At 60.4% G+C, this 25086-nt stretch carries 20 protein-coding genes and 2 pseudogenes; 16 read left to right on the forward strand and 6 right to left on the reverse strand.

Annotation, left to right across the window (positions count from 1 at the left end; all coding sequences use genetic code 11):
- Nucleotides 1-58 precede the first annotated feature (58 nt).
- From NMB96_RS17560 to NMB96_RS17580, 5 genes are read right to left on the reverse strand one after another with little or no spacing between them, the layout of a single operon-like run.
- Entirely contained in the window at nucleotides 59-1240 is a 1182-nt protein-coding gene (locus NMB96_RS17560) for a GIY-YIG nuclease family protein (RefSeq protein ID WP_011037257.1), read from the reverse strand.
- Complete coding sequence (locus NMB96_RS17565; RefSeq protein ID WP_016944204.1) at nucleotides 1233-3338, reverse strand: pseudomurein-binding repeat-containing protein; 2106 nt, start codon at nucleotides 3336-3338, stop codon at nucleotides 1233-1235. The genes NMB96_RS17560 and NMB96_RS17565 overlap by 8 nt, the downstream gene beginning before the upstream one ends.
- Nucleotides 3335-6109 (reverse strand): class I SAM-dependent DNA methyltransferase, encoded by a 2775-nt coding sequence (locus tag NMB96_RS17570; RefSeq protein WP_029996165.1) that lies wholly within the window; start codon nucleotides 6107-6109, stop codon nucleotides 3335-3337. Before NMB96_RS17570 ends, NMB96_RS17565 begins: the two co-directional genes overlap by 4 nt.
- A 24-nt stretch (nucleotides 6110-6133) precedes the next feature.
- Nucleotides 6134-7303 carry a helix-turn-helix domain-containing protein gene (locus NMB96_RS17575; protein WP_042761675.1) on the reverse strand — a complete coding sequence of 390 codons (1170 nt, stop codon included), beginning with the start codon at nucleotides 7301-7303 and terminating at the stop codon, nucleotides 6134-6136.
- Between the two features lie 10 nt (nucleotides 7304-7313).
- Nucleotides 7314-7943 carry a hypothetical protein gene (locus NMB96_RS17580; protein WP_011269745.1) on the reverse strand — a complete coding sequence of 210 codons (630 nt, stop codon included), beginning with the start codon at nucleotides 7941-7943 and terminating at the stop codon, nucleotides 7314-7316.
- A 375-nt stretch (nucleotides 7944-8318) separates the two neighbouring features.
- On the opposite strand from NMB96_RS17580, the pseudogene NMB96_RS17585 reads away from it, so the two are divergent.
- Nucleotides 8319-8540 (forward strand): annotated as a pseudogene (locus NMB96_RS17585) (transposase); the annotation flags it as partial.
- On the opposite strand, the pseudogene NMB96_RS23605 reads toward NMB96_RS17585, so the two are convergent.
- Nucleotides 8511-8636: pseudogene (locus NMB96_RS23605) on the reverse strand (TrbI/VirB10 family protein); the annotation flags it as partial. The pseudogenes NMB96_RS17585 and NMB96_RS23605 overlap by 30 nt on opposite strands.
- A 538-nt stretch (nucleotides 8637-9174) precedes the next feature.
- On the opposite strand from NMB96_RS23605, the gene NMB96_RS17590 reads away from it, so the two are divergent.
- The 15 genes from NMB96_RS17590 to NMB96_RS17660 all read left to right on the forward strand — a co-directional run bounded on the left by NMB96_RS17590 (nucleotide 9175) and on the right by NMB96_RS17660 (nucleotide 24868).
- A complete protein-coding gene (locus NMB96_RS17590; RefSeq protein WP_015471948.1) occupies nucleotides 9175-9387 on the forward strand; it encodes an AlpA family transcriptional regulator in 213 nt (70 codons plus the stop codon).
- 46 nt (nucleotides 9388-9433) lie between these two features.
- The gene (locus tag NMB96_RS17595; protein WP_011269743.1) at nucleotides 9434-10309 is read left to right on the forward strand and encodes a ParA family protein; all 876 of its coding nucleotides are present in this window, start codon (nucleotides 9434-9436) and stop codon (nucleotides 10307-10309) included.
- Complete coding sequence (locus NMB96_RS17600) at nucleotides 10293-10553, forward strand: hypothetical protein (RefSeq protein WP_012438470.1); 261 nt, start codon at nucleotides 10293-10295, stop codon at nucleotides 10551-10553. The genes NMB96_RS17595 and NMB96_RS17600 overlap by 17 nt, the downstream gene beginning before the upstream one ends.
- A complete protein-coding gene (locus tag NMB96_RS17605; RefSeq protein WP_011269742.1) occupies nucleotides 10546-12189 on the forward strand; it encodes a ParB family protein in 1644 nt (547 codons plus the stop codon). The genes NMB96_RS17600 and NMB96_RS17605 overlap by 8 nt, the downstream gene beginning before the upstream one ends.
- A 15-nt stretch (nucleotides 12190-12204) precedes the next feature.
- On the forward strand, nucleotides 12205-12765 hold the full coding sequence (locus NMB96_RS17610; protein ID WP_011269741.1) for a DUF2857 domain-containing protein: 561 nt from the start codon (nucleotides 12205-12207) through the stop codon (nucleotides 12763-12765).
- Nucleotides 12766-12768: 3 nt separating this feature from the next.
- On the forward strand, nucleotides 12769-13995 hold the full coding sequence (locus tag NMB96_RS17615; protein WP_012438472.1) for an STY4528 family pathogenicity island replication protein: 1227 nt from the start codon (nucleotides 12769-12771) through the stop codon (nucleotides 13993-13995).
- 321 nt (nucleotides 13996-14316) lie between these two features.
- The gene (locus tag NMB96_RS17620) at nucleotides 14317-15072 is read left to right on the forward strand and encodes a PFL_4669 family integrating conjugative element protein (protein WP_011269739.1); all 756 of its coding nucleotides are present in this window, start codon (nucleotides 14317-14319) and stop codon (nucleotides 15070-15072) included.
- Complete coding sequence (locus NMB96_RS17625; protein WP_011269738.1) at nucleotides 15069-15602, forward strand: DUF3158 family protein; 534 nt, start codon at nucleotides 15069-15071, stop codon at nucleotides 15600-15602. The genes NMB96_RS17620 and NMB96_RS17625 overlap by 4 nt, the downstream gene beginning before the upstream one ends.
- Nucleotides 15603-15675: 73 nt before the next feature.
- Nucleotides 15676-16116, forward strand: a complete 441-nt coding sequence (locus tag NMB96_RS17630; RefSeq protein WP_012438474.1) for a single-stranded DNA-binding protein — start codon at nucleotides 15676-15678, stop codon at nucleotides 16114-16116.
- Nucleotides 16117-16395: 279 nt separating this feature from the next.
- Entirely contained in the window at nucleotides 16396-18408 is a 2013-nt protein-coding gene (locus tag NMB96_RS17635; RefSeq protein WP_033482602.1) for a DNA topoisomerase III, read from the forward strand.
- A 534-nt stretch (nucleotides 18409-18942) separates the two neighbouring features.
- A complete protein-coding gene (locus tag NMB96_RS17640) occupies nucleotides 18943-20481 on the forward strand; it encodes a DNA cytosine methyltransferase (protein ID WP_033482600.1) in 1539 nt (512 codons plus the stop codon).
- 472 nt (nucleotides 20482-20953) lie between these two features.
- Nucleotides 20954-21166 carry a hypothetical protein gene (locus NMB96_RS17645; RefSeq protein WP_015471956.1) on the forward strand — a complete coding sequence of 71 codons (213 nt, stop codon included), beginning with the start codon at nucleotides 20954-20956 and terminating at the stop codon, nucleotides 21164-21166.
- 21 nt (nucleotides 21167-21187) lie between these two features.
- Entirely contained in the window at nucleotides 21188-21580 is a 393-nt protein-coding gene (locus tag NMB96_RS17650; RefSeq protein WP_011269733.1) for a hypothetical protein, read from the forward strand.
- A 241-nt stretch (nucleotides 21581-21821) separates the two neighbouring features.
- Nucleotides 21822-23942 carry an XVIPCD domain-containing protein gene (locus tag NMB96_RS17655; protein WP_011269732.1) on the forward strand — a complete coding sequence of 707 codons (2121 nt, stop codon included), beginning with the start codon at nucleotides 21822-21824 and terminating at the stop codon, nucleotides 23940-23942.
- A complete protein-coding gene (locus tag NMB96_RS17660; RefSeq protein ID WP_011269731.1) occupies nucleotides 23942-24868 on the forward strand; it encodes a hypothetical protein in 927 nt (308 codons plus the stop codon). Before NMB96_RS17655 ends, NMB96_RS17660 begins: the two co-directional genes overlap by 1 nt.
- The last annotated feature ends 218 nt before the right edge of the window (nucleotides 24869-25086 follow it).

Here is a 25086-nt window from a genome sequence, read left to right on the forward strand (position 1 = left end):
GATCTACTTTGAGGCCCAACGAAGCATCAGGTTGCGTACGCGCCCTGTGGAAATACCTTTACTGTTTGACCAGCGCAGCCCGGGCCGGATCATAGATGTAGTCGGTGATGGATCCATCCTGGATGCGCTTTACAGCCTCATCAATGACAGGCAAAGGCACGAGAAACCACTCACGTGGGCGGACATTATCGCCAAAGCGATCTTGGAGTTTCAGATCCAAGCGCGCCGATTGGAAAATGCGGTGAAAGAGATTTTCCAAACGGACGTGATTGAGATTGGAAAGCTTATAGGTAGCCACCACTTCTACCTTGGCTAGCATATAAGTCGGATCCTTTTGAGCATTGGCGATGCGCGCTTCGACGCTCCCGCCTGTGATGCCGATTTTATGGATCAACTCACGATGTGCGACCACGAATGGATTGTTAGACAGGCTACGCACCACATAGATGGTGCCGTTAACGATATCTTTCAGCTCCAACGTATCGCCAAAGAGAGGACCAGCGTCGTCATCTGTGATGCGTCGACCCGTGTCGTCCTTGTAGAGGGCTCGTTGCAATGAGCGTTGCAGCAGATTGCTCTCAGTGCCGTTTGAGTAGATGACGCGCAGCCTAGCATCGGCTTCGCCATTGGGGGCGCGGATAGTTTCCCCTACTTCGACGACATAGGCCATCTGGCCGCCCAGGATGAAGAAGTTTCCTTCGGCCACGCTCGCATCCCGGCCAAACCGCAGCGTCTTGCGAAGGCCTGTCTTAATATCCCTTTCCACTCGCTCAAATAGAGGCTGGAACCGATCGAAATCGACACATGCGGTCCGGTTTGCCACATCCTCAGCAGCTTTACGCTCTTCGAAAGATCGGACATGACGCAGATTGGTGATGTCGTCCTCACCGGATCCAAGGCCAAGTTCAGCCAGCAGCGCCGCATCATCTAAGTCATCGGCAGCATCAGGCGCGGCGCGGCTGGGTGGCGCCGATAGCAGGCCTTGGGAATCTAGTGGCATAAGCAACGCGTGGGCGCTGGTCAGAGCCCTCAATCGATCCAGCCGAACGGCGTAAAGGCGCTCGAAAATGTCGCGGTCTTCGCCGTGTTGGGGAGCTCGCCCATGCTCTTGGACGAACCGGAGAATGTCTTCAAACCCTGCCAGGAGGCGTTCCTCCTGTGGGGTGTGGCTACTGGCCTTGATCGGTGTCGCTTCAAGGCCCAGTTCTTCCAGCAGGTCCTCGCCTTCCCGATCAGCCATTGCCGCCTCCCTGGGCTGCTGCTGCCTTTTGCTGAGCGATGTGGCGTTGCAACGAGGCCACGCCTTCGGCCATGCGACGCTCCCAAGGATCTGCCGAGCCGATTTCAGGCAAGCGCCCCCGCTCGTTCTTGAAGGCAACGGCGCGCTTGGCCAAGTCCTTAGCTTCCTCGTAGGAGATAGCCAGGCGCTTTGCTGCAATAGCGGATTGAACTTGACGAAGCACACGTTCGTCCATGGCCTTGGCCAGGACGGCGTAGGCGGCGTCGAACGGATTGATCCGATCAATCAGGTCGATATCAAGGTCTTTAACATTGACAAATTTCCGGACACCCTCGATCAAGGACATGTTTGGCGACTCTCCCTTCGCATCAACTTGGGCTATCACCTGCTTGGCTTGCTGGGTAATGTTCAGAACCGCAATAGCGTGCTGGCGCACAGCCTCGTGATCTTCCTCACTCAGGTCCGGGTAGCGATCTCGAACGATCTTCGCCATCTGGACTTGGGTGATTTCCTCAGGCAGCGTATTTTCCTTGTCGAACAACCCTCGTTCCAAGGTCGGCTTGTCCTGAATGAAACCAGTAATGACCTCATTGATATCCTCTTTGCAGATACGCGCTGCCTCAGGAGACTTGGGTTGCGCGAGGCCGTTGATTTCAACGTGGACTTCTCCGGTCGCGGCGTTTACGCCTACATTGGCGTTGCCTTCCTGGTAGCCCTCATCACCGTAGTCAAACCCCTCTTTCTCGCCTGCATTCTTGGGCGTGAACTCAAACCGCGGCGCCAGCACTTGCTCCATCAGCAGGCTTGCAGCGATGGCTTTAAGCGTGTCATTCACGGCATCGACCACTATCTCCGAGTCTGCGGCCGGCTCAGCAATGAGGTTAGTGAAGCGGGAGCGCCCCTTACCTGGTGCATCGCGAGTGGCTCGACCAATGATCTGGACGATCTCAGTCAGGCTACTGCGGTAGCCAATGGTCAGAGCGTGCTCACACCAAATCCAGTCGAACCCTTCCTTGGCCATCCCAAGGGCAATGATGATGTCGACGTTGTCGCGGTTGTCCTTCTGAGCCGGATCCTTCAAGGCCGTAAGGATCTTGGAGCGACGGGCCGCGTCGCTGTCGTCCACCAAGTCAGCCACCCTGATGATCCGCCCACCCTCGATTTCAATCAGGTGAAAGCCCGTTGCTTCATCGCGTCCCTTCCAATCGCCCAGCGAGGCGAGGATTTCGTCAACCTCTTTGTGCTTGTCCTTCAAAGATTCGCGGGCATTGACATTGGGGATATGGATGATCGTCTTCAAAGACGGATCCAGAACCTTCATGATCGCGTCTAGGTAGCGACCGGTATAGAAGAAATACCCGATGTCCAGGCTTTTGAGGTAGGTATAGCCGTTTAGCTGCTCGTAGTAGGTATAGGAGACCGACTCGAACTTGCCCTCATCTTCCGGCGAAAGAACCGCGACCGCATCCCCACGGAAATACGAACCCGTCATCGCAACCACATGGACCTGTCCACGGCCAATGAGTTGTCCGAGCTGCGTGCCTAGCTTGTTGTCCGGGTTGCTACTGACATGGTGGAATTCATCAATGGCGATAAGGCGTCCGTCAAAGGCTTCGATACCGAATTCATCCACGGCGAAACGGAAGGTGGCATGAGTGCACACCAGAACCGGATCTTCGCTGGCCAGGAAAGCACCTACTGCCTTCACTTTGGACGGGGCTACCTTTCCGTTGTCCTCACCTGGCGCATTGCAAAGGTTCCACTGAGGCCTAACCATCCAGTCCGCCCAAAAGCCCTGCTCAGACAATTTCTCGTCGGCAAAGCTGCCACCGATGGAACGTTCGGGCACTACGATGATGGCCTGCTTTAAGCCCTGGTTCTTGATCTTGTCCAAGGCAATGAACATTAAGGCTCGGGACTTACCGGAGGCCGGGGGCGACTTGATCAGCAGGTGTTGCTCGCCTCGCTTGGCATAGGCCTTCTCCTGCATCGGACGCATGCCCAGAGCATTGATCTTGCTGGAAGCACCCGTCTGTGCCGTCGCGATGGACACTGACGGGACGGTGTATTTGTTGGTCGGATTGCCTTCCATGCTCATTTCTTAGCCTTCTTCTTTGGCTTGCCTTGGCCCGCCGTCATCTTAGTGTAGAGGTCGAACAGCTTTTCCAAGCGTTCGGTGTCATTGCGGAAGCGCCGACCGATGTAGATCCGCTCCAGGACTTCGTCATTGCGCTCGTGGGCACGGAGAAGGTCATCCGGCATATTATCAGGGCCGTAAAGATCGGCAATTGTGGCCGGATAGTGCGACTCTCGTGCAAGCAGAATGTCTTCCGCGCATCGAGTTAGATCCGCTTTGTTTTGTTCAGTGAGAGTCGGCACCGGAAAGGTGTTCCAACCCAAAGTATTTGAGTAGGAATAACGCATCTCTAAGCGCACACAGACAGCCGCCACCCAGACAAGATGCATCTTTGACACAATCAGCGCAAAGTTCCAAAGAGGCGCGTCATACAGCGCAAACGCCTTGTTATGGACTATCGCCTCTTTCGACAGCAGAACAACTGGCAGATACGGCCTGTTCTCCGAGCTTACAATCGGAACGACCAGCAAACTGCTTTCCGCTTCATATTGATCTCGGAAGCGCCACGGCGTCTCAACTAGCTTTTTTGCCTGAACATCCTTTGTCTTAGTTTTACGATCCTTGCGGACTTTTTCAACACGAGCCCATACAGCAGGGATTTCTTGCGCTAGCGCAAGGTTTTCGTCTGTAATCCACAAACACGTGCGGGGCGTGCCACTGATGCTCTCACGTGAGCCATACAAGGGACGTATAAATTCAGCAACCCGCGCATCTTCTCCTACCATCCCGGACGCTTCATCCAGCGAAAGCATTAGCTCATTCGCGTAGTAAGGATGATTGCCAAATTGCATAGGTGCGCGCTCGTCTGGAACTTTGGATCGAGGTGAAACCAGAACATTGTCTCCTGGAACAAGATAAGGGCTTATATTAGAGACAGTGCGAACGGTAACTACCCCATCCTCATTGGCGATAAAAATCTGCTTAGTGCCGCCATTCCTACGTGTTAAACCAATAATGGCAACCGAAACCCCCGCATTCTTTGCTGCAAGGTTCGCCCATTTAAAGGATTGATAAGCAAATCTAATTTCTGCACCTTCACCAAACAACGTGGGCCAAAGAGCTGAGACTTGGATACCTTGGCAGATGGAATTCGTCGAAACAAACGCAACGTCTGCCAGCGTTTCCGCCATGTAATCGGTGGCCTTCATGAACCAGCCAGATACATAGTCCAACGACAAAGTGTCGTTGGATCGACCACGAAAAACGGCCTTTAATTCCGCCTTTTGTGCATCTGTCTGATATTTACGCCCCACATAGGGGGGATTACCGCAAATATATGTTTCACCACCTTCGTTCTCAAAGTCGATCTCTGCCTGGTCAATAGAAGTGTCAAAAAGATCGTCTCCGATCAGCTTTACCGTTGTGCCAGTGGGCGGGCAGATCGCCAACCAATCCAGACGCAGCGCGTTATCACATGTAATCCAGTTCTGGGAATCCAAAGGCAACACATCTGCCAACGCTTCCTTTTGGCCGCGGTAGAGTTGATCGCACTGAAACTCAGCGATTATGAGAGCCAGCCGCGCAATCTCAGCCGGGAACTCGCGTAGCTCGATGCCTCGGAAATTGGTCAGCGGGATCTCAGTGCGCAGTTCCGCTTCCCCTCGCCGCATGTTGATCTCAGCCTCGATTTCTCGCATCTGCTTGTAGGCGATGACTAGGAAGTTGCCGGAACCGCAGGCTGGGTCGAACACGCGAATGCGTGCCATGCGCTTTCGCAAGTTCAGCAGCTTCACCTTGTTCTCGCCGGCAGCTTCCAACTGTGCGCGCAGGTCATCCAGAAAAAGTGGGTTCAGCACTTTGAGGATGTTGGGCACACTGGTGTAGTGCATGCCCAGTGAGCCGCGCTCCTCCTCATCGGCCACGGCTTGGATCATCGACCCGAAGATGTCGGGATTAATTTCCTGCCATTTCAGCTCGCCAGTGCGGATCAAGTAGGAGCGCGCCGTGCGAGTAAACACCGGAACATCGGTGCTACCAGAGAACAGGCCTCCGTTGACATAAGGAAAATGCTCAGCCCAACCCGGCAGCTTGGCCGTTGCCCGCTCTTCGGTAGCAAGGTTCATGGCACGGAAGATGGTTTCCAACACTTGGTGGGTGTTGGAGCCATCAGACTCGGTCATCGTTTGCAGAGTCTTGGTAAACAGACTCGTGCCGTGGAAGATATCTGTGTCTTCCGCGAAGAAGCAGAACACTAAGCGCGCCATGAAGTGGTTCATGTCCGCTCGGCGCTCGTCCGACGCCCAGGTCTTGTTGTTCTGCAAAAGCTCGATGTAGAGCTTAGTCAGTCGGCCAGTGGCTCGAACGTCAAACGGGTTCTCCTTGATCTCCTTGATCGTGGAGATGCCTGCCAGTGGAAGGAAGAAGCCGAAGTGGTCAGCAAAGTTCACGAATTCGCAGGCTAGCACTTCTCCGCTGATCAGGTCCTCAGCTTCCAAGATTTGGCCATCGGTCGCTAGGACGAACTTGGCTTTGGCTGGCAGAGTCCGCGGACTGTCGCGCAACGCCTGCAAGGTCTCTTGGACCTTTCCCAGGGCACAGGTGGCCAGATGGATGTTGCTTCGTTGCAGGACGGCGCCCGGAACGTCGGACGCGTTGCTATCGCCCTTCCGCAGGCGCTTGATAGTAGTGTCTTTGTTCCCAAACGCTGTCAGGAACTGATATGGGAATTCTGCCGGCTCAAACTGGGCCTCAGCCAGAGCTGATAGTGCCTCTTCAATCTCAACTGCGTTCATGCGCTTGCCGCTCTCTTAATCATTTCAGCCCTTGACCAAGCGCAGTTTTGCACGACTGGCTTTTGGAACAGCATCATCGCTGCGACCACCTTTGAGTGCATTGAGCATCAGCCCAAAGGTCAGATCATTGATTTCTTCTGGCGGGATGGCCAATTGTCTCGCTACATCTGCTTTGCCTAGACCCTCATTTCGAAGTGCTGTGAACACCTTTTCCAGAACGAGAGACTTCTCATGATTGATGCTCTCGGGCTCCTTTCCTCGATACCCAGCTTGTGCAATCTGGATGCAAAGCGTTCGATAGGTCCAATCGGTCGTAAGACTTAGCGCATGCAGCCGATAGTTCAATGCAGCGACGGAAACCAGCCAGTGTTTTTTGTGTCGAATAAGGCTGGGAATGGTGGCTGACTTGGGAGCGAGTGCCAGCACGCTGGCCTTTGGCATCAGGAAGGCAGAAGCGAAAGCATTAGCCTCCCTTTCAAGATCAGGGCCTTGCGGCTGCGCATGCTGGTGCATTACCAGATGACCCAATTCATGGGCCGCATCAAAGCGACAGTGCTCAGCCGATTTAAAGGTATTAAGGAATACAAACGGCCGCCCACCCTTCCACATCGAAAAAGCGTCTACTTCCTTGGCGTCAATAGCCAGAGAATAGACACGCACCCCCTTGGATTCAAGCAAGGCGATCATGTTTTTGACGGGCTGCTCACCCATGCCCCAATGAGCGCGCAGCATTCCAGCTGCGGCCTCAGGATCCTGAGCGGAGGCACGCGTTGGATAAGGTTCGGCTTCCTTCGATGACTGATCACCCCGCACACCACGGGAGGATCCCCCCTCCCTGCCCAGATCGGGAACATCTGGGTCAGGCAACTGGAAGCGAGACTCGATCCAGTCGTTTAGCAACAGGGCAACAGCGCCCGCTCCCAACGCGGAGTCGCGCTGAGGAGCAGACATTTTTGAGAGGGAACGGAAGCTAGCGACGTCAGGAGTTGGAACTTCTGGGTCATCACCAAAGAAGAACGCTTCGGGAAACCGAAGCGCTTCTGATAGCTTGCTCAGCGTCGTGCTCTCTGGCTCTTGGGATCCGGCTTCGTAATTTGAAACCGACTTCTCCGTTAAACCAATCTTTTCAGCTAGCTCACGTTTCTTCATTCCCCGGCGCTTTCTTGCCAGGGTCAATCGCAACGGGTTGAACATAACAATCCCGTTATGCTTTTCGCTGGATGTCGAAATCGATGTCCGGTCCGCTAGGCGGATAGATTTCAATCAGTTGATCGTCAAACGGAATGCCAGCCAAGATGATGCGCTCGGCCCACTGGTTAATCTTGCCGTCGCTCCCAATACTCAATGGGCGGGACAACTCCACACGAATTTCGCCACGGGCAATGTCGGTGTGATGCATCAGCACCCATGTCTGCTTACCCTCATCTTCATCAGTCGTCGCAGGCGGCATCTGTTCGAATAGTTCGAACTGACGATTAGCCTCGATCGCGTCCACGGTGTTGCGCCCCTTGCGGGAGCGATTAGTGGGATGTGCATCCGGATTGCCAGTAGCTTCATCACCTGATGCCACGGTGATCGCCAGCTTGAGCTCTTCATTGACGGTCAGAGCATAGCTGCCGATATCCTCTCTGACCCAATCCAACGACCGGAGCTGGTCACGCAACGCAGCGACAATTTCCCCCCACATGTTCAAGCCGTGGTAGATGATGGGGTGGTTGGCGGTCAGGCGAGTCCGCTGCAAATAACCCTGATTGACGGCCTCCCGCAGCGCAGCCTCATTCAGGCCCATCGCCTCCAAACGGTTGGCAACGTCAACAGGATTGGTGGCGGTCATGGGAACTCCAAGGCGGGACAGGCTTCCGGTAATTCTCCCACATTTGAGGAAGGGAAACAAGAAGTCTATGTAGACTGCTGTGCGGCTCCGCCAAGGAAAGACGGTAGAACGCCGATCACAAAGCTTCTAGAGGCCCGGTCGGCTTAGCTCAGCTAACCAATCCTGCTGTACCGAAGGCCAACGCCCCTGTTACTCGTCCGTTGGAAACGATCCGGCTATCCCCTTGGCCGTAGTCAAAGAGTGCCTGGTCAAGGTGGGCAACTCAACGTCCTTCCAACTAATCTCCTGATTAGCCCTGACTTTCAGCTACCAGTCGCAGGATCTGCGCCGCGCTTTGTGGATGCTGCTGTCACCTGAAGCCGACGAGGTGGCGTGATGAGCATCAATGCCGTGCAGTTCCAAGCGGGATTGTCGATGCCCGAGTTCTTTGCGTCCTACGGCACCGAAGCCAAATGCTACCGCGCGCTTTACAAGTGGCGCTGGCCGCAAGGCTTTCGTTGCCCAGTCTGTGCCGGGCGCGTGCGTTCGCGTTTCAAGCGGGGTGCTGCGATCTACTCCCAATGCAGCGCGTGTCGGCATCAGACACAGCTCGGCGCCGACGCCCAGCAAGGTGGTCAGCACCACACCGGCGAAGATGCGATCCCAATGCCTATCGACGCCATCCTCCAGGCCGGCGTAGCCGGCCAGATCGGTGAGCGACACAGAGCAGCTTCAAACAATCCATAGCGCATCACCACCGGATGCTATGTCGATATATCAAGATGCCGAATCAAGCATGACATGCTTGAATTTCTCTAAGTTTAACTAGGCCTTGAGCAAGCCAGCGCGCCCTGTAAAACCGTGGCGATATCAGACCATATCGAAACGGTCTTGATGGACTTGCTGCCCCCCATAACGCTGGCACCGTGAGCGCCGATATCGAGCGGGCTTTTCCTCATTGGGCGACGGGCCTACAGCTGTTCAAGTCTCGCACACCGAATAACAGAGGACTACCCGTTGCAAGATGCTAGGTCTTGTCCGTCCACGTTCTAGGCATGAGCCGTTGGCATAACGACATGACAGCCCTTAGTAGGAGCCAATGTCTAGAAGGATGTCCGTAGCGCAGCCGCGTGACGGTTTCCAGCACGTATGCGGAATCGCGGAGATTGCATTTGCAATGTCTTTCCGCAGCCATGTCTATTGAATGGAGCTCACGCCAACAAACGCCACTGAGCGTTCAGGAGTGACCGCCATGTCGCAAGCACCTGTATTGCCACCGCAAGAGCGCCGCATCCTGCGGCTTGACGAAGTCGAAGCGAAGTCTGGCTTCAAGCGCGCCCACATCTACAACCTGATGAAGAAGCGCCAGTTCCCGCAAGCGCTGCGCCTGGGCGTGCGTGCGGTGGGTTGGGATTCGGTCGAGATCGATCAATGGATCGCCGAACGCCTCAACAACCGGACCTGATCCGCTCCCCTCCTCGGATTTCCCCATCCTTCAGACGGAGAGCGCCATGCAGGTTGTATCCATCATCTCGACCAAGGGCGGCGTTGGCAAAACGACCACAGCCGCCAACCTCGGCGGGCTCGCCGCGGACGCGGGGCTGCGCGTCCTGCTGCTCGACCTCGACGTGCAGCCAACGCTGTCCTCTTACTACGAATTGGCCCACCGCGCTCCCAGCGGCATCTACGAGTTGTTGGCATTCAACGAGCGCGACTTGGGCAGGCTCATTTCGCGCACGATCATCGCAGGCCTCGATCTGGTGCTCTCTAACGACCATCGGGGCGAGTTGAGCACCTTGCTTTTGCATGCACCGGATGGGCGCCTGCGTCTGCGACACCTGCTGCCGATGCTGGCGCCGCTCTACGACCTAGTGTTGATCGACACCCAGGGCGCGCGCTCCGTTTTGCTCGAGATGGCGGTGCTTGCCTCCAATCTGGCCCTGTCTCCGGTCACGCCCGAAATACTTGCAGCCCGCGAGCTACGGCGCGGCACCATGCAATTGCTGGAGGACATCGCGCCGTACCGACACCTCGGCATCGAACCACCGTCGCTGAACCTGCTGATCAACCGCGTCCACACCGTGTCCGCTAACGCGCGGCTGATCCAGCAGGCCTTGCGTGATCTGTTCCAAGACCATGCGGACATCCGCGTGCTTGACACCGACGTACCGGCCATCGAAGCCTATCCGCGTGCCGCGACCCGTGGCCTGCCGGTGCATCGTGTCGAGCATCGCCAGCCACCGGGCAGAGTTGCGCCCTCCTCGCTCGACACCATGCGCGCGCTCGCCGGCGAATTGTTCCCTGAGTGGCAAGACAGATTTGTCCATGTATCCGGCCGTCCATCGCGTCCTATTGAAACCGGGAGGCCTCATGGCGAACGCACATGAACTGGCCCGTGGCCACAAGCGGCTGCGCGCTCTGATCGAGTTTGCTGTGAGCGAAGGCTGGCACGTCAAGCGCACACCCGGCGGACACCTCAAGTTCACCAAGGCCGGCTGCGCCGCTATCTACACCAGTTCAACCGCAAGCGACCACCGGGCAACTCTTAACGCCCGCGCGCAGATACGCCGTGCAGAGCGCGAGGCTCGCATGGCACGGGCTGCTAACGCCGAGGGACGAGGCCATGGCTGAGATGACGTCCCAAGACATGGCCGGCAAGCTGCTTGCAGCTGGGTTCGAGCGCAGCGGCCCATCGGCCACGGCATTGAGCGACCCAATCGCCGACACCCCGATGGTTGTGACGTTGGACCAGTTGCGGCCTTACGACCACGATCCCCGCAAAAAGCGCAACTCGGCCTACGATGAAATCAAGGCCTCCATACGAGAGCGCGGCCTGGATGCGGCACCAGCCATCACACGCCGTCCTGGCGACACGCACTACATCATCCGCAACGGTGGCAATACAAGGCTGGCGATCCTGCGTGAACTCTGGGCAGAGACGAAGGACGAGCGCTTCTTCCGCATATCGTGCCTGTTCCGGCCCTGGCCTGCGCGCGGAGAAATCGTTGCGCTGACCGGACACCTCGCCGAGAACGAGCTGCGCGGCGGCCTCACGTTCATCGAGCGCGCCTTGGGCGTCGAAAAAGCCCGCGAGTTCTATGAAGAGGAAAGCGGCGCCACACTGAGCCAGTCCGAACTGGCCCGCCGCCTGGTCGCCGACGGCTACCCCGTACAGCAGTCGCACATCAGCCGCATGGCCGATGCGGTGCGTTACCTGCTGCCCGCGATTCCGACCGTGCTCTATGGCGGTCTGGGCCGCCACCAGGTCGAGCGACTGTCGGTCATGCGCAAGGCCTGCGAGCGCACCTGGGAGTACTATGCCAAAGGCCGCTCCCTTCAATTGGACTTCGACAACTTCTTTCAAGAGGTGCTGTCGCAGTTCGACACTCAGGCTGACGAATTCGCACCTCAGCGGGTGCAGGACGAGCTGATCGGTCAAATGTCCGAACTGCTGGGCGTCAATTACGACGTGCTGGCCTTGGACCTGACCGAATCCGAGAACCGCTACCGTGTGCTGGTCAGCGACCCGACTCCGCCGTCGGCACCAACTGCGTTGCCTGACCCAGGAGCCATCGCACGGTCGCCCGCCGGACCGGCGCCGTCCACCGATACGCCTTCGCCAACTAAAGCGCGGTCAGCGAGCGGCCCGCTCACGGGCGAGAATGATGCGACCGCTGGCAATGCATCCGCAGGAAGCCCAGCGGCAGCGGCTGGAGAGCTGCTGCAGGAGCATATCGTCTCGCCGGCACCGACGACAGAGCGGCTCCAGTCCATCCAGCGGATGATCGCGGACCAGTTGGGTGATGCGCTACCGCCCGACTTCTCAGCCCGCGTATTGCAGTCGATCCCGGTGCAAGCCGGTGGCCTCTATCCCATCTCCGACGTCTGGTACATCGACCCCGGCCTGGAAGCGCCCGACCGGCTGCGCATCCATATCGCGCAATTCGCGCGCGAGATCGCCGGCGAGGCGGATTTGGACGAGTTCATCGAGGACCGTCCCGACGGCATCGGGTTCGCATGTAGCGCCCAGGCCCCTTTGCCGCGTGGACACGCCGTGCTGGCGCTGCTGGGGTCTCTGTCCGGTCAGCAGCCGACCGATACCAGCCCCTACGGGCAATTCGTCACCGATCTGCCGGCACTGCTACACGGTCAAGGCGATGTCACCAAGCGATTGAGCGATACCGCGCTGGTCAAGTTGTTCCGGTTGCTGCGGCTTGCCCGACGCCTGCTGGATTTGGGAGCCGGTGCCAGGGCTCCCGATTCTTGAACGAGGAAGGCGAGCATGTCTGCACCACACCCCCTCAACCAAGCTGTCATCGCCCAAGCACTCTACGACCTGCGCAATGGGCAATTGCGTCGTTGCAAATCGATGGGATTCGGTGAGGAAGAGCTTGATGCGCTCAAGCACCCAGTGCTGATCAGCGTGCTGGCAAACGCCAGCGTCTCGTGGTGCTCCGTAACGGTCAACCGCGAAGTGCTCCTTCGGCTACTAAAGCAGGCTCAGGACGTGGAGAAGGAAATCGCCACGGTTGATCGCATGCTGAGGTTGGCAGCAAGTACGGAAATGGTGAGCCGCTTCTACGGGCTGACCCATCAGGAGGTCGCCCTTCGCCGCGAAGTCCTTGGTCTGCCCAAGCGCAAGGGGCGCCATGCCGTTTTAGACGAAGCCCAGGACACGGAGTTGTGGCGGCAATGGAAGGCCGTGACCAGCAGCAGAAACGTCGATCTGGAGGACGACACCTCGATTCTCGATGCGGCCATGGACCTGGCAGAAGGCATGTCATTGCCGCTGTCGGTGGTCTGGGCGGCGATCAAGAAATGGATCGACCAAGGATTGGGATGACCCATGGCCGTGGATGAAACAGCACCGCGAACACCACGCCAAGGCCCAGTAGCCCTCGCCGATTTGTTCGATAGTGCGCTGAAAGACCTTGAGCCTAAACCTAGTGTGCCTGCGCCTGCTCCTATCCCTACATGCGGGGACGGTTTCCTTTTCAGCGGTAACCGGCACGAGAGCGTGCCGCGGCGCCTGTTCCTGGATCGTCGGTTGACGCCACTGGAACGTAATGCCTGGCAAGTCTTCCGGCTGATGCTCAACAACGACGGCGTGACGGCGTTCCCCACCTATGAGCAATTGCGCCCCTGGCTGGCATCGATGCCCAACGCAGGAAAGGCTTCGCATGAAACCGTAGCACGTGCCTTGACGCTGTTGCGCCTGACACGCTGGTTGAGCCTCGTGCGCAGGCGCCGCGATCCCAAGACCGGACGCATCCTCGGCAACCTCTATGTGCTGCACGATGAGCCCTTGACCCCATTCGAGGCTATGCAGCTTGACACCGACTATCTGGAGCTGGTCAGCCAGTCACTGGGCCATTCTGCGAAGGCCGTGCAGATGGTGGGGCTCAACACCCTCAAGGAAATCGAGGAAGACCCGCTGCTGTCCGGCCGCACGTTGCCGTCGCGGTTGCAGGTGCTTGCCGAACGCCTTGCCCAACAGGGCATCGCTGCCCCCGAGAGTTATCCACAAGAAGACGCCACCCACGATTCCGAAGAAAGGGTTTCGAACCTTCTTCGGAATGGCGAACAGCATTCTTCGGAATCCGAAGCAGGGCTGGAACCCACGCCGGACGGTGCCCTTCGGAATCCGAAGCAGGACCGTACTGTACGTAGTAAAAGTAATAAAGAAATACGTACTACCGCGCGTGAACATGGGCATGTGCGCGCGATGCCAGGTGTTCGCATGCCTGATCGCTTCCTGAGCCTGAAGGAAGAGCAGCAGGCCGGCGCACTGGTGGCGTTACAGCAGGTCGATGCGCCATTGAGGCAAGCCGTACTGGATGAATGGGCGGATCGCTGTCGAGGCTCGACCATTCGCAATCCCGCAGGGTATTTGTTCGGCATCATCCAGCGCGCTATCCGGGGCGAGTTCAATGCATGGGCCAAGCAAGTCGGGACGGCACCACCGGTACCTGCTGCGTATGATCGGCCACCGGAAGCACCACGTAACGTGGTTCCGACCGAAGTGGCTCTGCAGCACATCGAACGGCTGCGCGAGCTTCTGCGTAAGGCCTGACTTTTCGGGGCCGCAAGGTCATGAAGAAGATGCCCATAGCCGTCAGTAGCGCTATCCCCTGGGGATAGCCGCGCGGAGGTTCAGGACGGCAAACAGGTGTGGGCAGGCATCGGGATGCCATGCACTGGATCATATGTGTGCGATCTGTCCTTGGCGAACAGCGTTCCTTGGCGCGCCATGGAGCTATCCCCTGGGGATAGCTCGTGCCGCTCGCAGCGGCCACAACTTAAACCAGGGCTTGGCCAATTTCGGTTTGTTGACTGACTGCCTTCCGCTGCATGCCGATGCTGACCGCTCCTTTTCCAAAAGCGAACGGACACCATGGCAACCAATGAACCTTTGCAATTGAATCTCGGCTCACTGCGCAGCGCGATGTCGCTGACGCTGCATACCCATCACGCTTCCCGCATCTGGCATGGCCGCGCTGCCGCCGAGGGGCGACCGGGCATCGTAGGCCTGAACGGCTACATCGCCGTGATGAACAAGATGAAACGCGGCTCAGAGCAGGACGACCCGTACAGCGACTGGTGGATGCTACGCATCGAGGAAAAACTCGACCAGACCAAGGCCACGCTGCAATCGCTACGCGAACAGGTGGACCAGGCACTGGCAGACGTCCCCGCCGCGTTGAGCCTGGGCGAAAACCTAAACGTGCAGCCGGTTAAGTTGCCTCTCTTCGTTAACGCCCAGCTCGGCTTTGCCGCAGTCTATCTCCTGGCCGATTACGACGACATCGCCCGCAAGCTGATCCTCGCCCATCACACCGCACTCATCGACCGCAGCACACTGGAGCGCTGGCTCAACGAGGGCGCACATGCGCTGCGTAGCCTTTTCAGCCTGGCACAGCAATACCGTTACTCGGGCTGCACCCGCGATGATTTCGCGGCGAAGAATGCGGCGGCGCGGGTCGCGATGGACAAGTTTGGCGAGCTGCCGCAGGACGTACTCGAAGGCACGCGACGTTCGAAGTTTTCGCCGCCCATCGCGCGCCAGGGTCTGCAACAGCGCAGTGTGATTTCTGCCGCAGCCGTCCTCCCTGGCGAAGAGGCCAACACCGACGGGGACCAGTCGGCATGAGCGATCAGGATCAGGACCGGCCCACCCTCTACTTCCAAAGTCTGCAACAGACGGCCTTCATGAGGCTGGAACACGCAGCCTCTCTAAAAGGCCTTTTAAAGCCTTTTAAAGGTAAGGGGACATTGGACACATGGGCCAGCCAGTGCTTTGCCATGCGCGACGAGTTGATGGCCCTGGCGCAGCGGCAGGTGCTGCCACAGGCGTGTGGGCATCCCTTCCACCTGCTGTCCATTGAGCTGGCCCAGCAGTCCACTGGCGCAGGCACGGCCTTTCTGCGCTGGCGCAGGCACGACAGGTCGGCCATGGGCGTAGCGCTGTGGCAGGAACTGATCGCCAGCACCAACACGCCGGTCAACCTGCTGGCCGATCTGCACGCGATCGAGCTTCAGCGCATCACGTTGAACATGCAGATCAGCGTGCTTCACACCCTGGGCAGGCAGGCGCAGGAATGCGCAAGCAAGGCCGGCGAAGCGGATGCCGTCTATCTGCACCGGCTCACATCCCTCCCCGCTGCAGTGCGCAATCAGTGATTGCGCCGGGCATCCCCACACGCGCCCGGGGCCGATGAGGCACGAGTATTTCAACCACCACGGAGATTGCATCATGAGCACGCATTTTTGGGGCGAAGGCAACGTCGGCTCGCCACCCGAGTACCGCGAATTTCCCAACGGAAACGATGAACCGCGCCGGCTGCTGCGCCTGAACGTTTACTTCGACAACCCCATTCCAAGAAAAGATGGCGAGTTCGAGGATCGCGGAGGCTTCTGGGCGCCCGTCGAACTCTGGCACCGCGATGCCGAGCACTGGAAGGATCTTTACCAGAAAGGCATGCGCGTGCTCGTCATCGGCCGCATGGAGCGTGAACCGTGGACGGACAACGAGGATCAGCCACGCGAGACCTGGCAGATCAACGCACGCAGCGTCGGCATCCTGCCCTACCGCATCGAATCCGTGGCCCTCAGTCCGAAACCGCAGGATGCAGAGCCGAAGCCCCAAGCCGCCCAGGAATCGACTCCGCCGAAAGACGCGAAGCGCAGGAAGTGAACCAGCATGGAGGGCGGCGGTGCAGTTTTTCGCCGCCTTCCATTCACCCCCAAGCTATCCCCAGGGGATAGCTCCATCGAAGTCCACCGACTTCCACGCGCTCTCGCCAATCGCAGCTTCCGGCCGGCACATCTGCACCCACGCTCGATCCCCACCCAAGCCATTCCATCCCGTGAAAGTGGTCGCCACCGCATGCGGCTTGTTTGCTGCTGCTCTTGGTAGCGCTCGGCATCCTCGATTCCAGCAACTCAATGAACCACGGAAATCGGGTGGACGGACATGCGGCTGTTCTTGTGCGAGAAGCCTTCCCAGGGCAAAGACATTGGCCGGATTCTCGGCGCCACGCAACGCGGTGAAGGCTGCCTCAACGGTTCCGGCGTCACCGTCACCTGGTGCATCGGCCATCTCGTAGAGGCGGCGGCACCCGAAGCCTACGACGAACAGCTAAAGCGCTGGTCCATCGAGCAGTTGCCCATCATTCCCCAGCGTTGGCAGGTCGAGGTCAAACCGAAAACCGCCACGCAATTCAAGGTCGTCAAGGCGCTACTGGCGAAGGCAACACAGCTTGTCATCGCCACCGATGCCGACCGCGAAGGCGAACTGATCGCCCGCGAGATCATTGACCTGTGCGGCTACCGCGGCCCCATCGAGCGGCTGTGGTTGTCGGCACTCAACGATGCGTCCATTCGCGCCGCGCTAGGCAAACTCCGGCCATCGGCCGAGACGCTGCCGATGTACTACTCGGCACTAGCGCGCTCGCGTGCGGACTGGCTTGTGGGCATGAACCTCAGTCGGTTGTTCACGGTGCTGGGTCGGCAAGCCGGCTACGACGGAGTGCTGTCGGTCGGTCGCGTCCAGACCCCGACGCTCAAGCTGGTCGTGGACCGCGACCGCGAGATCGCGGCCTTCGTGTCCGTGCCGTACTGGGCCATCGACGTGTACCTGACCACAAGCGGCCAAGCCTTCACCGCGCAGTGGGTTTCGCCCGACACCTGCACCGACGACTCGGGCCGCTGCCTGCAGCAGCCGGTGGCACAGCAGGCGGCGCAGCAGATCCGCGCCACCGGCAGTGCCCAGGTTGTCTCGGTCGAAACCGAGCGCGTGCGTGAAGGCCCGCCGCTGCCGTTCGACCTGGGCACCTTGCAGGAGTTGTGTTCCAAGCAGCTTGGGCTGGATGTGCAGGAAACCTTGGACATCGCTCAGGCCCTGTACGAAACGCACAAGGCCACGACCTATCCGCGTTCGGATTCCGGCTACCTGCCGGAGAGCATGTTTGCCGAAGTCCCCATAGTCCTCGACAGCCTGCTCAAGACCGATTTCTCGCTGCGCCCGATCATTGACCAACTCGACCGCACACAACGCTCACGCGCTTGGAACGACGCGAAGGTGTCCGCGCACCACGGCATCATCCCGACGCTCGAACCGGCGAACCTCTCGGCCATGAGCGAGAAGGAACTGGCGGTGTACAAGCTCATCCGGGCGCACTACCTCGCGCAGTTCCTTCCTCACCACGAGTTCGATCGCACAGTGGCGAACCTCTCTTGCGGCCAGCAGACGCTGACGGCCACAGGAAAGCAGGTGGTCGTCAAGGGCTGGCGCCTGGTGTTGGCCGAACCGCAACCCGAGGAGGATAGCGACACCGCGGCGCGCAGCCAGGTGCTGCCCGCGCTACGCGAGGGCGTGTCATGCCAGGTAGCAGATGTCGATCTGAAGGCGCTCAAGACACAGCCATCTCGACCCTACACGCAGGGCGAATTGGTCAAGTCCATGAAAGGCGTCGCCAAGCTGGTCTCGGATCCGCGCTTGAAACAGAAACTCAAGGATACGGTCGGCATCGGCACCGAAGCGACACGGGCTAACATCATCAGCGGCCTGATCGCACGCGGCTATCTCATGAAGAAGGGGCGCGCGATTCGCGCCTCGGATGCGGCATTCACCCTCATCGACGCCGTGCCCGCAGCGATTGCCGACCCCGGGACCACCGCCGTATGGGAACAAGCGCTAGACATGATCGAAGCGGGACAACTCACGCTGGACGTGTTCATCGGCAAGCAGGCCGCATGGATTTCGCAGTTGATCACGCAGTACGCCAGCGCGTCCCTGTCAATCAAGGTTCCCCATGGGCCGGCTTGCCCGCAGTGCGGCGCACCCACGCGCCAGCGCAGTGGCAAGAGCGGCCCGTTCTGGTCGTGCAGTCGCTATCCAGACTGCAAAGGCACGCTGCCGGTCGAGTCCGGCACGTCCAAGCGCGTAGCCTCACGCTCGCGCCGTGGCTGCCGAAAAGACTCCTGATCGACCCCGCCCCCCCGTGAGCCGTGCTCGCCTTCGGCGGCGCGACTCGTGTCCCGCATGCCCTGCTGGACGCCCAGCGCACAACACCTTCTTGATCCGTGTGCGCGTCCCGCTCAGCCGTCCCCGGCCGCGGGACCTGAAGGTGACTTCTCCACGAATCGCGTCACTTGCATTCTGCTGATCTGCTTTTCTTCCGCCTATCGCGAAGGGTCCCCCGATGGCTTGCTCGCCCACGCAAGCCATCGGGAGACCCCTTTCGGTCAGCGGTATTCAGTGCCGGTGCCCGCCGGCGCAAAAACGGGCTCCCTTTGTGCGCGGATGTGCGCCAGACGATGCCGGCCCCAGCCACGACATGGGCCGGGTGTGCTTGCTGACAGCAGACGGTTCTTCCGACGACCGGGACTGCCAATCAGCCCACGGGTGGCTTCTTCTTTCCTCCCGAGCCGAAGGCCTTGCGGCCTTCGGCGCCTTTCTCCTGCCCATCAACGTCCCGGCCCGGCCATTGGCCTGGGTCATACGAACAGGAGAGCTGATATGCACCCTCAGCCTTGCGCGCCGCTGCTTTACGGCAGCGTGTGCAGCGGCATCGAGGCCGTGAGCCTCGCGTGGCAACCGCTCGGCCTCGAAGCCGCGTGGTTCGCCGAGATCGAACCGTTCCCGAGCGCCGTGCTCGCCCACCACTACCCGCACGTGCCCAACCTGGGCGACATGACCATGATCGCCCGCCAGGTTCACGCCGGCACCGTGCCGGCCCCCGACATCCTGGTCGGCGGCACGCCATGCCAGTCGTTCAGCGTGGCCGGCGCGCGCCGGGGACTGGATGACCCACGCGGAGCCTTGACCCTTGCCTATGTGGAGTTAGCCAATGCCATCGACCAAGCCCGTCACCAAAATGACCGCTCGCCGGCCACCCTTGTCTGGGAAAACGTCCCGGGCGTCCTCAGCGACCGCAGCAACGCCTTCGGGAATTTCCTGGGCGCATTGGCCGGAGAAAGCCGTGCGCTCCAACCGCCAGGGGAAAAATGGGCGCACGCAGGTTACGTGTCTGGCCCCAGGCGCCGCATCGCCTGGCGCGTGCTCGACGCTCAATATTTCGGCGTCGCCCAACGCCGCAAGCGTGTGTTTCTTGTGGCAAGTGGTGGAGATGGTTTCGATCCCGCCGAAGTACTTTTTGAGCGCACGGGCCTGCGCGGGGATTCTTCTGCGGGCAGCGCGCCGTGGCAAGAAGCTGCCCGTGCTGCTGGACCAAGCGCTGAAGCATCAGGCGGCTACGCAGGACTGAAACCGTCCTACGGTGAGGTCAAGACGACGTTCGGATTCAGTGGAGGCATCGGCCCTGTCGATGTGGCCGCATGCCTAATGGCGGCTGGCCCCAAGCATGACATCCGCACGGAGACGTTCATGGTGCAGTCGGTCGCCGGCAGCATCACCCACACCCTCGACACCGCCAACGGCGGCAAGGGCAGCAGCGAGGACGGTACGGGCAAAGGTGTGCCGATCATCGCTTTCACCGCCCAGGGCAGCGGCGCGGATGCCACGATGGATCTGACGCCGACGCTGCGTGCAGGCGGGCATCGCAGCAGCCATGCGAACGCAGGTGTCGTGCCTGCTATCGCCTTCGCGCAGAACCACCGCTGCGAGGTGCGCTTCGAGTCGGGCCACGGACAGGTGGCTTGCACCGTGCTGTCCAACGGCAAGCCGGGGTATGGCGTGCCAATGATCGCCTGCGTTGCCCTGCATGATCGTCAGAACGGTCTGGCTGCTGAACTGGGCAGCGGGGCCAATGGGCATGTGCTGGCGCCTGACCACGAGGCGCATTTCCGCTATGACTGGAATGACCCCATTCCAAGGGGCTGGTCGCAGTGGCGGGTACGGCGGTTGATGCCCGTGGAATGCGAACGTCTGCAAGGCATGCCCGACGACTACACGCTGGTTCCGTATCGCGGTAAGCCGGCTGCGGACGCGCCGCGCTACAAGGCAATCGGCAACTCCATGGCCATGCCGTGCGTCGCCTGGCTAGGCCAGCGGCTGGTGCAGTGCTTGCACAAGATGGGATCGATCGCTTCGGATTGATGCACGACGCCGCCAACGGGCCGCGCCATTCTCGTTCCTGTATTGCCGACATGTCGGCAGCCGCCAGGGTGTCGAGGCTGCCGTGGGTTGCACCCATGCCACCCGCCAGTTCGCATCTGCATCCGCATCCCTCCGGCGATCCAGCATCACGCACCGTCCTGACAGCCCCGCACGTGTTGCGGGGCTTTCTTTTTTTCCACTTTCGCCAATCGGGGCTGTGCCGGGTTCCGATTCTCGGCTGACGTGGCTCGCCTCGCACATCAAGCTGCCCGCATGTGTCGCTGATCCGTCAGCACCATGCCAGCAGCCAGGGTTTCCAGGCTGCCGCGGAGTTTCTCCGCGCTACCCGCCAGTCCGCCATCGCATCGAGTCTGCGGACGCGCGTCCTCGTGATGCCGGTGCTTTTTTTAACCGCTAGCGGGAGCTGCCATCCCGTTAGGGACAGGGCCCCGCTTTTCCTAGGAGCCTATCCATGTCCCAGCAAGCCTCTTTCAGCCAATTGGCTTTGATCTATTGCGGCAAGTTACTGCCGCTCGAAGTCCTGCAGAGCGCCGCAGGCCACTACATCGGCACACGCAATAGCGAGGGACCCGTTTCGCGGGAATCTCGCGAGTACTTCCGCAGCTACGCCGCGGCTCAACGTGTCCTCGAAAGTGGCGGCTGGTCCCAGCTGGCCAATCCCTGATCCAACTAGAGGAGCCACATCATGAACCCACATCTGCCTCTGGAAATCGTCGGTCAGATCATGCAGGAAGTGCAGCATTTCGCTGATGCGCCCCAAGCCTTCTTCGAGGCGTGGAAGCGTGGCGTCGAGATCGCTGGCGCCGAGTGGTTCGGCGAGGGCACCCCTGAAGGCCTGAACCAGGCCAAGAGCAAATGGGATTTGCGTCCCAACGTGCTGCGGATCAACGACGCCCTCGGCGTCCTGAGCAGCGGGGAACGCATGTTCCTGTCCGCCATGGTCAGCTTCTACAACGCGCGCGATGGCGGTGCCATGCTCAAGCGCTGCCAGTTCCACGGGCTGTCGGATTTCGACGGTCTCGACCTGGAACGCCGCAAGGTCATCGCCGATCTGCTGGTGAACTACAGCGGCTGGTGAGCATCTCTCCGGCATACCACTACTTTCTCGTCCCCCCAATGAGGAACATGCGCCCGCAAGGCCCTGTTCCTCATATTTTTTTCCCCATCACCCAGCGCCACTAGCCTTGGGCTATTAGCAGGATATTGACTGTCTTGATCTGCTGCTTGGGTCAGACGCTACAGTGGAACTTGCAGGGCTGGCCCCGCCGCGCTAAAACCGTGGCCGAAGGAGCACAGCTCACACGCTTGGAGACAGCCACATGGCCAGCACCACCGAAATCGCTGCCCTGTTGGCTGCGACCGACGCGCAGGGCCGCGTCGATCCGCTGGCCTACGAAGCGCAGCGCCTAATCCTGCAGCATCAAGGTCTGGGTAGCGTAGATGCGGCCGCACTGGTGCGCGCCCTGCCGGCCTCGCCGGGTTTTACCGCCTTCGACCGCACCACGCTCTTTTCCGCCATCGACCAGCGCCTGGATACGCCGCAGGAACGGCAGCGTTTCGCCGACGCGCTGGACCAGGCCAACCTCAGCGACGGATGGCTCGAACGGCTGGGCGAGCAGGCGGCCGAGGTCGGCGGCCAGGCCTATGACAGTACCCGCACCGCAGTGCGCTGGGCCGATACCCAGGTCAGTGACGGCTTGGCCGCCGCGCAACGCAGCACCCGCGACACTGCGGCCGCTCCTGGCGTGTTGCCCGGCCTGCGCGCCGAAGCGCAGGCCGGCAACAATCTGGTCGGCAATGTGCAGCAAGGCTATGGCTTCGTCACTGGCGGGGCGGGACATGCCGTGTCCACGCTCGGCGATACCGTCGACCTGGTGCGCATGGGCACGCGCTTGGTCACCGACCCGAACTATCGCGATGTGGTGGTCGGCATGGTCCGTATTTATGCGGCCGAGGTCGTCGCCGACCCGCACAAGCCGATCGACCAGGCCCGCAGCGCCGCCACCCAGGCGCTGCAGCAGTGGCAGCAGGGGCTGGCGCAGGCGCAACGCGAAGGCCGCGAGCACGAATATGTCGGCAGCGCAGCCGGCGCGGCTGGGGTGGAGATCCTGGCCACGTTGGTCCCGGCCAGTAAACTGGGCAAGCTCGGCAAGGCCGCGCGAATCATGGAGGACATCGCCCCGCGCGCAGCCGGCGAAGCCAGCGAGGGTCTGGCCGATGCCGCCCGTGCCGAGCGCGTCGGCACCGGCGCGCGCGACGCGGGCGAACTCGCACCCGAGCGGGGCGCGGCATTGCCCGGCCGCGCCGGCGCCTACGCCGAAGCGCTGGAAGAAGTCGGCCAGGCCGCGCAGCGCGGCGGTGCGGCGGGCGAAGGCGCGCAGCAATTGCTGCGCGGGCTGGTCGGCCAGGCGCGCCAGGACGGCCACCTGGACGACTTGGTCCGCGCCGCCCGCGCCACTGATAATGTCGAAGGCCTGCTACGCAGCGGCGAACTGGCACCGCGCGAACTCACCGCCATCCTCAAGCGCAACCCGGATGTCTTCGATGGCAGGATCGACTTCCCGACTGCGCTAGACCACAGCACGCAGGGCGTGGACCTGACCCGGCTCACCACGCGCCAGCTCGGCGACATCGGCGAAGCCATCCAGACCCACGAACTGGTAAAGCAAGGCTATAGCGACATCGTCGCGATCAAAAACCGCTCCGGCCACGGCATCGACCTGGTCGGCCGCAACCCCGACGGTGATCTGGAGTTCTTCGAGATCAAGACCTCGGCCAAGGGGATCGCGCCGGCGCAACATGGGGATCCGGAAGAATTCGTGGCCAAGCGAATTGACCTGGCGATCCGTGCGGAAAAGCACTGGGATCCGAAAAACACGATTCCCGGATTGAATGACATAGCCGATGGCATAAGAAGAGAGATCGGCCCCGAGGCCGAGAACATCAACGTCACGTGGGTGCGGCTCAATCTGAGTCGCAGCCCAGACTCGCCGCACCTGCAGATCGAACGCAAGGTTGACCCATGGGTCAAGCCCACAGCACCGAAACAGACCATGCTGACCCCTGGCGATGCCGGCCACCCGGACCATGCGGTGTTCGACAAGATGCTACGCACGGTGCAGCGCGACGGCCGCTGGAACGAGGGGCAGAGCCACAACATTGCCGCAAGCCTGCTGCAGGAGTATAAAGCCGACGCGCTGTGCAAGACCCTGGATTCGGTGCGCATTGGCGGCAGCGCCGATGCGCCACGCGTTTTCGCGGTCAGTTCGCCGCACGGCGAGAAAGGCCCGGATTTCCATGTCCACGTCGAAGCGGAGCATGCCGCACAGCGCCCGGTGTCCGAGAGCTTCGCTCAGGTCCAGCAGCTCAATCAGCAACAGGCGCTGGCCCAGGAAACAGAACAGCAGAACCAAGCCCAGCGCGGCCCGAGGATGAGTTAATGGCGGCAGGCAAGAGCGACAAACAGTTGCCAGTATGGCATCCCTCGCTGAAGAAGCTATTCAAGTCCTGTGACAGATGGATTGAGTGGGCGCTCACCACGGATCGCAGGCCGACGAAATATCTGGAACGCATCGAAGGGTGCCTGGCGCAAACTGGTATCCTGAAAGGCGAGGTCTGGCTGGATTTAGGCCAAGCCGGTCACACCTACGCCATGCAAACCTGCGCCCTCAGCGGCCAGGGCCGACTGGACGAACTCGCCCAGCCGCTGCGCTGGGCAGTGGCAATGCGCTCCATCGCATTTCGTTTCGAAGCCGCCGTAACCCTGGCCTGGACCACCGAGCGGCAACCGTTGCTGTCGTTCGGGACAAGCATGAAAGTGGCAGCGACCGCGATGCTCTCGCAATGGGACGCCACCGAGGCCGGCGCCCGCTTCCTGATCCAGGTCGCGCACAAGGACCAGGCCCTGAAGCCGGACGAGTGGCGTCGCGAGGGTTGGGGCAAAGGCACCAACGACGCCTTCCTGATTTTCCTGTTCGCGCAGGCCTTCGGCATCCCCACCCATTACCAACCGGTGCATCCGCTGATCCCCGAGTATCAGGCGGTGCTCGACCAGTGGCGCAGCACCGACGCAGCGGTGTTCCAGACCGCGATGCAGGCCGCGGCCGACTGGCATATCACCCGCAGCAAAGACAGTACCGAGCGCAATACCTATGAGTTCGATGAAAGCTTCAATGGCGTTTACCCCGCCGAATTGCTTGCCGTGCAGGCCCTGCGCCAGCGCGACGGCCTGCCACATTTCGATACTGGCCATCTGCTGATCGACACGCCGTGGGCCATCCTGAGCAAGCTGCCCGAGTGCCCGCCGCATCCGCTCGCTATGGCGGTGGAAGAGCGGGTGCGCCGGGACTATCCGGATTACAACTGAAGCGAATACCCCAGACACAATGGGGCGATGAGCCAGTACAGATTTCCCATGGCCGCCGGAGTGGGCTGGTGCGACGCTGCCGCCATGTTCCGCTGAACTCGGTCAGCAACATGCCCAGAGCGCTACGCGCCCGCCGGCACTAAGGAAGACGGTCGAGACGAACACGCCCGTGAGCGACCGCATCCGACTTCGAGCACCAGCTTGGAGCCTGCGTCAAC

Source organism: Xanthomonas hortorum (genome assembly GCF_024339125.1).
In the GTDB taxonomy this organism is placed as follows: domain Bacteria; phylum Pseudomonadota; class Gammaproteobacteria; order Xanthomonadales; family Xanthomonadaceae; genus Xanthomonas; species Xanthomonas hortorum.

Excerpts from the sequence above, each read along its gene's own strand:
- NMB96_RS17610 (WP_011269741.1), top strand. The coding sequence starts at position 12,205 with ATGTCTGCACCACACCCCCTCAACCAAGCTGTCATCGCCCAAGCACTC.
- NMB96_RS17595 (WP_011269743.1), top strand. The coding sequence starts at position 9,434 with ATGCAGGTTGTATCCATCATCTCGACCAAGGGCGGCGTTGGCAAAACG.
- NMB96_RS17655 (WP_011269732.1), top strand. The coding sequence starts at position 21,822 with ATGGCCAGCACCACCGAAATCGCTGCCCTGTTGGCTGCGACCGACGCG.
- NMB96_RS17600 (WP_012438470.1), top strand. The coding sequence starts at position 10,293 with ATGGCGAACGCACATGAACTGGCCCGTGGCCACAAGCGGCTGCGCGCT.
- NMB96_RS17590 (WP_015471948.1), top strand. The coding sequence starts at position 9,175 with ATGTCGCAAGCACCTGTATTGCCACCGCAAGAGCGCCGCATCCTGCGG.
- NMB96_RS17625 (WP_011269738.1), top strand. The coding sequence starts at position 15,069 with ATGAGCGATCAGGATCAGGACCGGCCCACCCTCTACTTCCAAAGTCTG.
- NMB96_RS17575 (WP_042761675.1), bottom strand. The coding sequence starts at position 7,303 with ATGTTCAACCCGTTGCGATTGACCCTGGCAAGAAAGCGCCGGGGAATG.
- NMB96_RS17620 (WP_011269739.1), top strand. The coding sequence starts at position 14,317 with ATGGCAACCAATGAACCTTTGCAATTGAATCTCGGCTCACTGCGCAGC.
- NMB96_RS17605 (WP_011269742.1), top strand. The coding sequence starts at position 10,546 with ATGGCTGAGATGACGTCCCAAGACATGGCCGGCAAGCTGCTTGCAGCT.
- NMB96_RS17660 (WP_011269731.1), top strand. The coding sequence starts at position 23,942 with ATGGCGGCAGGCAAGAGCGACAAACAGTTGCCAGTATGGCATCCCTCG.
- NMB96_RS17565 (WP_016944204.1), bottom strand. The coding sequence starts at position 3,338 with ATGAGCATGGAAGGCAATCCGACCAACAAATACACCGTCCCGTCAGTG.
- NMB96_RS17630 (WP_012438474.1), top strand. The coding sequence starts at position 15,676 with ATGAGCACGCATTTTTGGGGCGAAGGCAACGTCGGCTCGCCACCCGAG.
- NMB96_RS17580 (WP_011269745.1), bottom strand. The coding sequence starts at position 7,943 with ATGACCGCCACCAATCCTGTTGACGTTGCCAACCGTTTGGAGGCGATG.
- NMB96_RS17570 (WP_029996165.1), bottom strand. The coding sequence starts at position 6,109 with ATGAACGCAGTTGAGATTGAAGAGGCACTATCAGCTCTGGCTGAGGCC.
- NMB96_RS17645 (WP_015471956.1), top strand. The coding sequence starts at position 20,954 with ATGTCCCAGCAAGCCTCTTTCAGCCAATTGGCTTTGATCTATTGCGGC.
- NMB96_RS17615 (WP_012438472.1), top strand. The coding sequence starts at position 12,769 with ATGGCCGTGGATGAAACAGCACCGCGAACACCACGCCAAGGCCCAGTA.
- NMB96_RS17560 (WP_011037257.1), bottom strand. The coding sequence starts at position 1,240 with ATGGCTGATCGGGAAGGCGAGGACCTGCTGGAAGAACTGGGCCTTGAA.
- NMB96_RS17640 (WP_033482600.1), top strand. The coding sequence starts at position 18,943 with ATGCACCCTCAGCCTTGCGCGCCGCTGCTTTACGGCAGCGTGTGCAGC.
- NMB96_RS17635 (WP_033482602.1), top strand. The coding sequence starts at position 16,396 with ATGCGGCTGTTCTTGTGCGAGAAGCCTTCCCAGGGCAAAGACATTGGC.
- NMB96_RS17650 (WP_011269733.1), top strand. The coding sequence starts at position 21,188 with ATGAACCCACATCTGCCTCTGGAAATCGTCGGTCAGATCATGCAGGAA.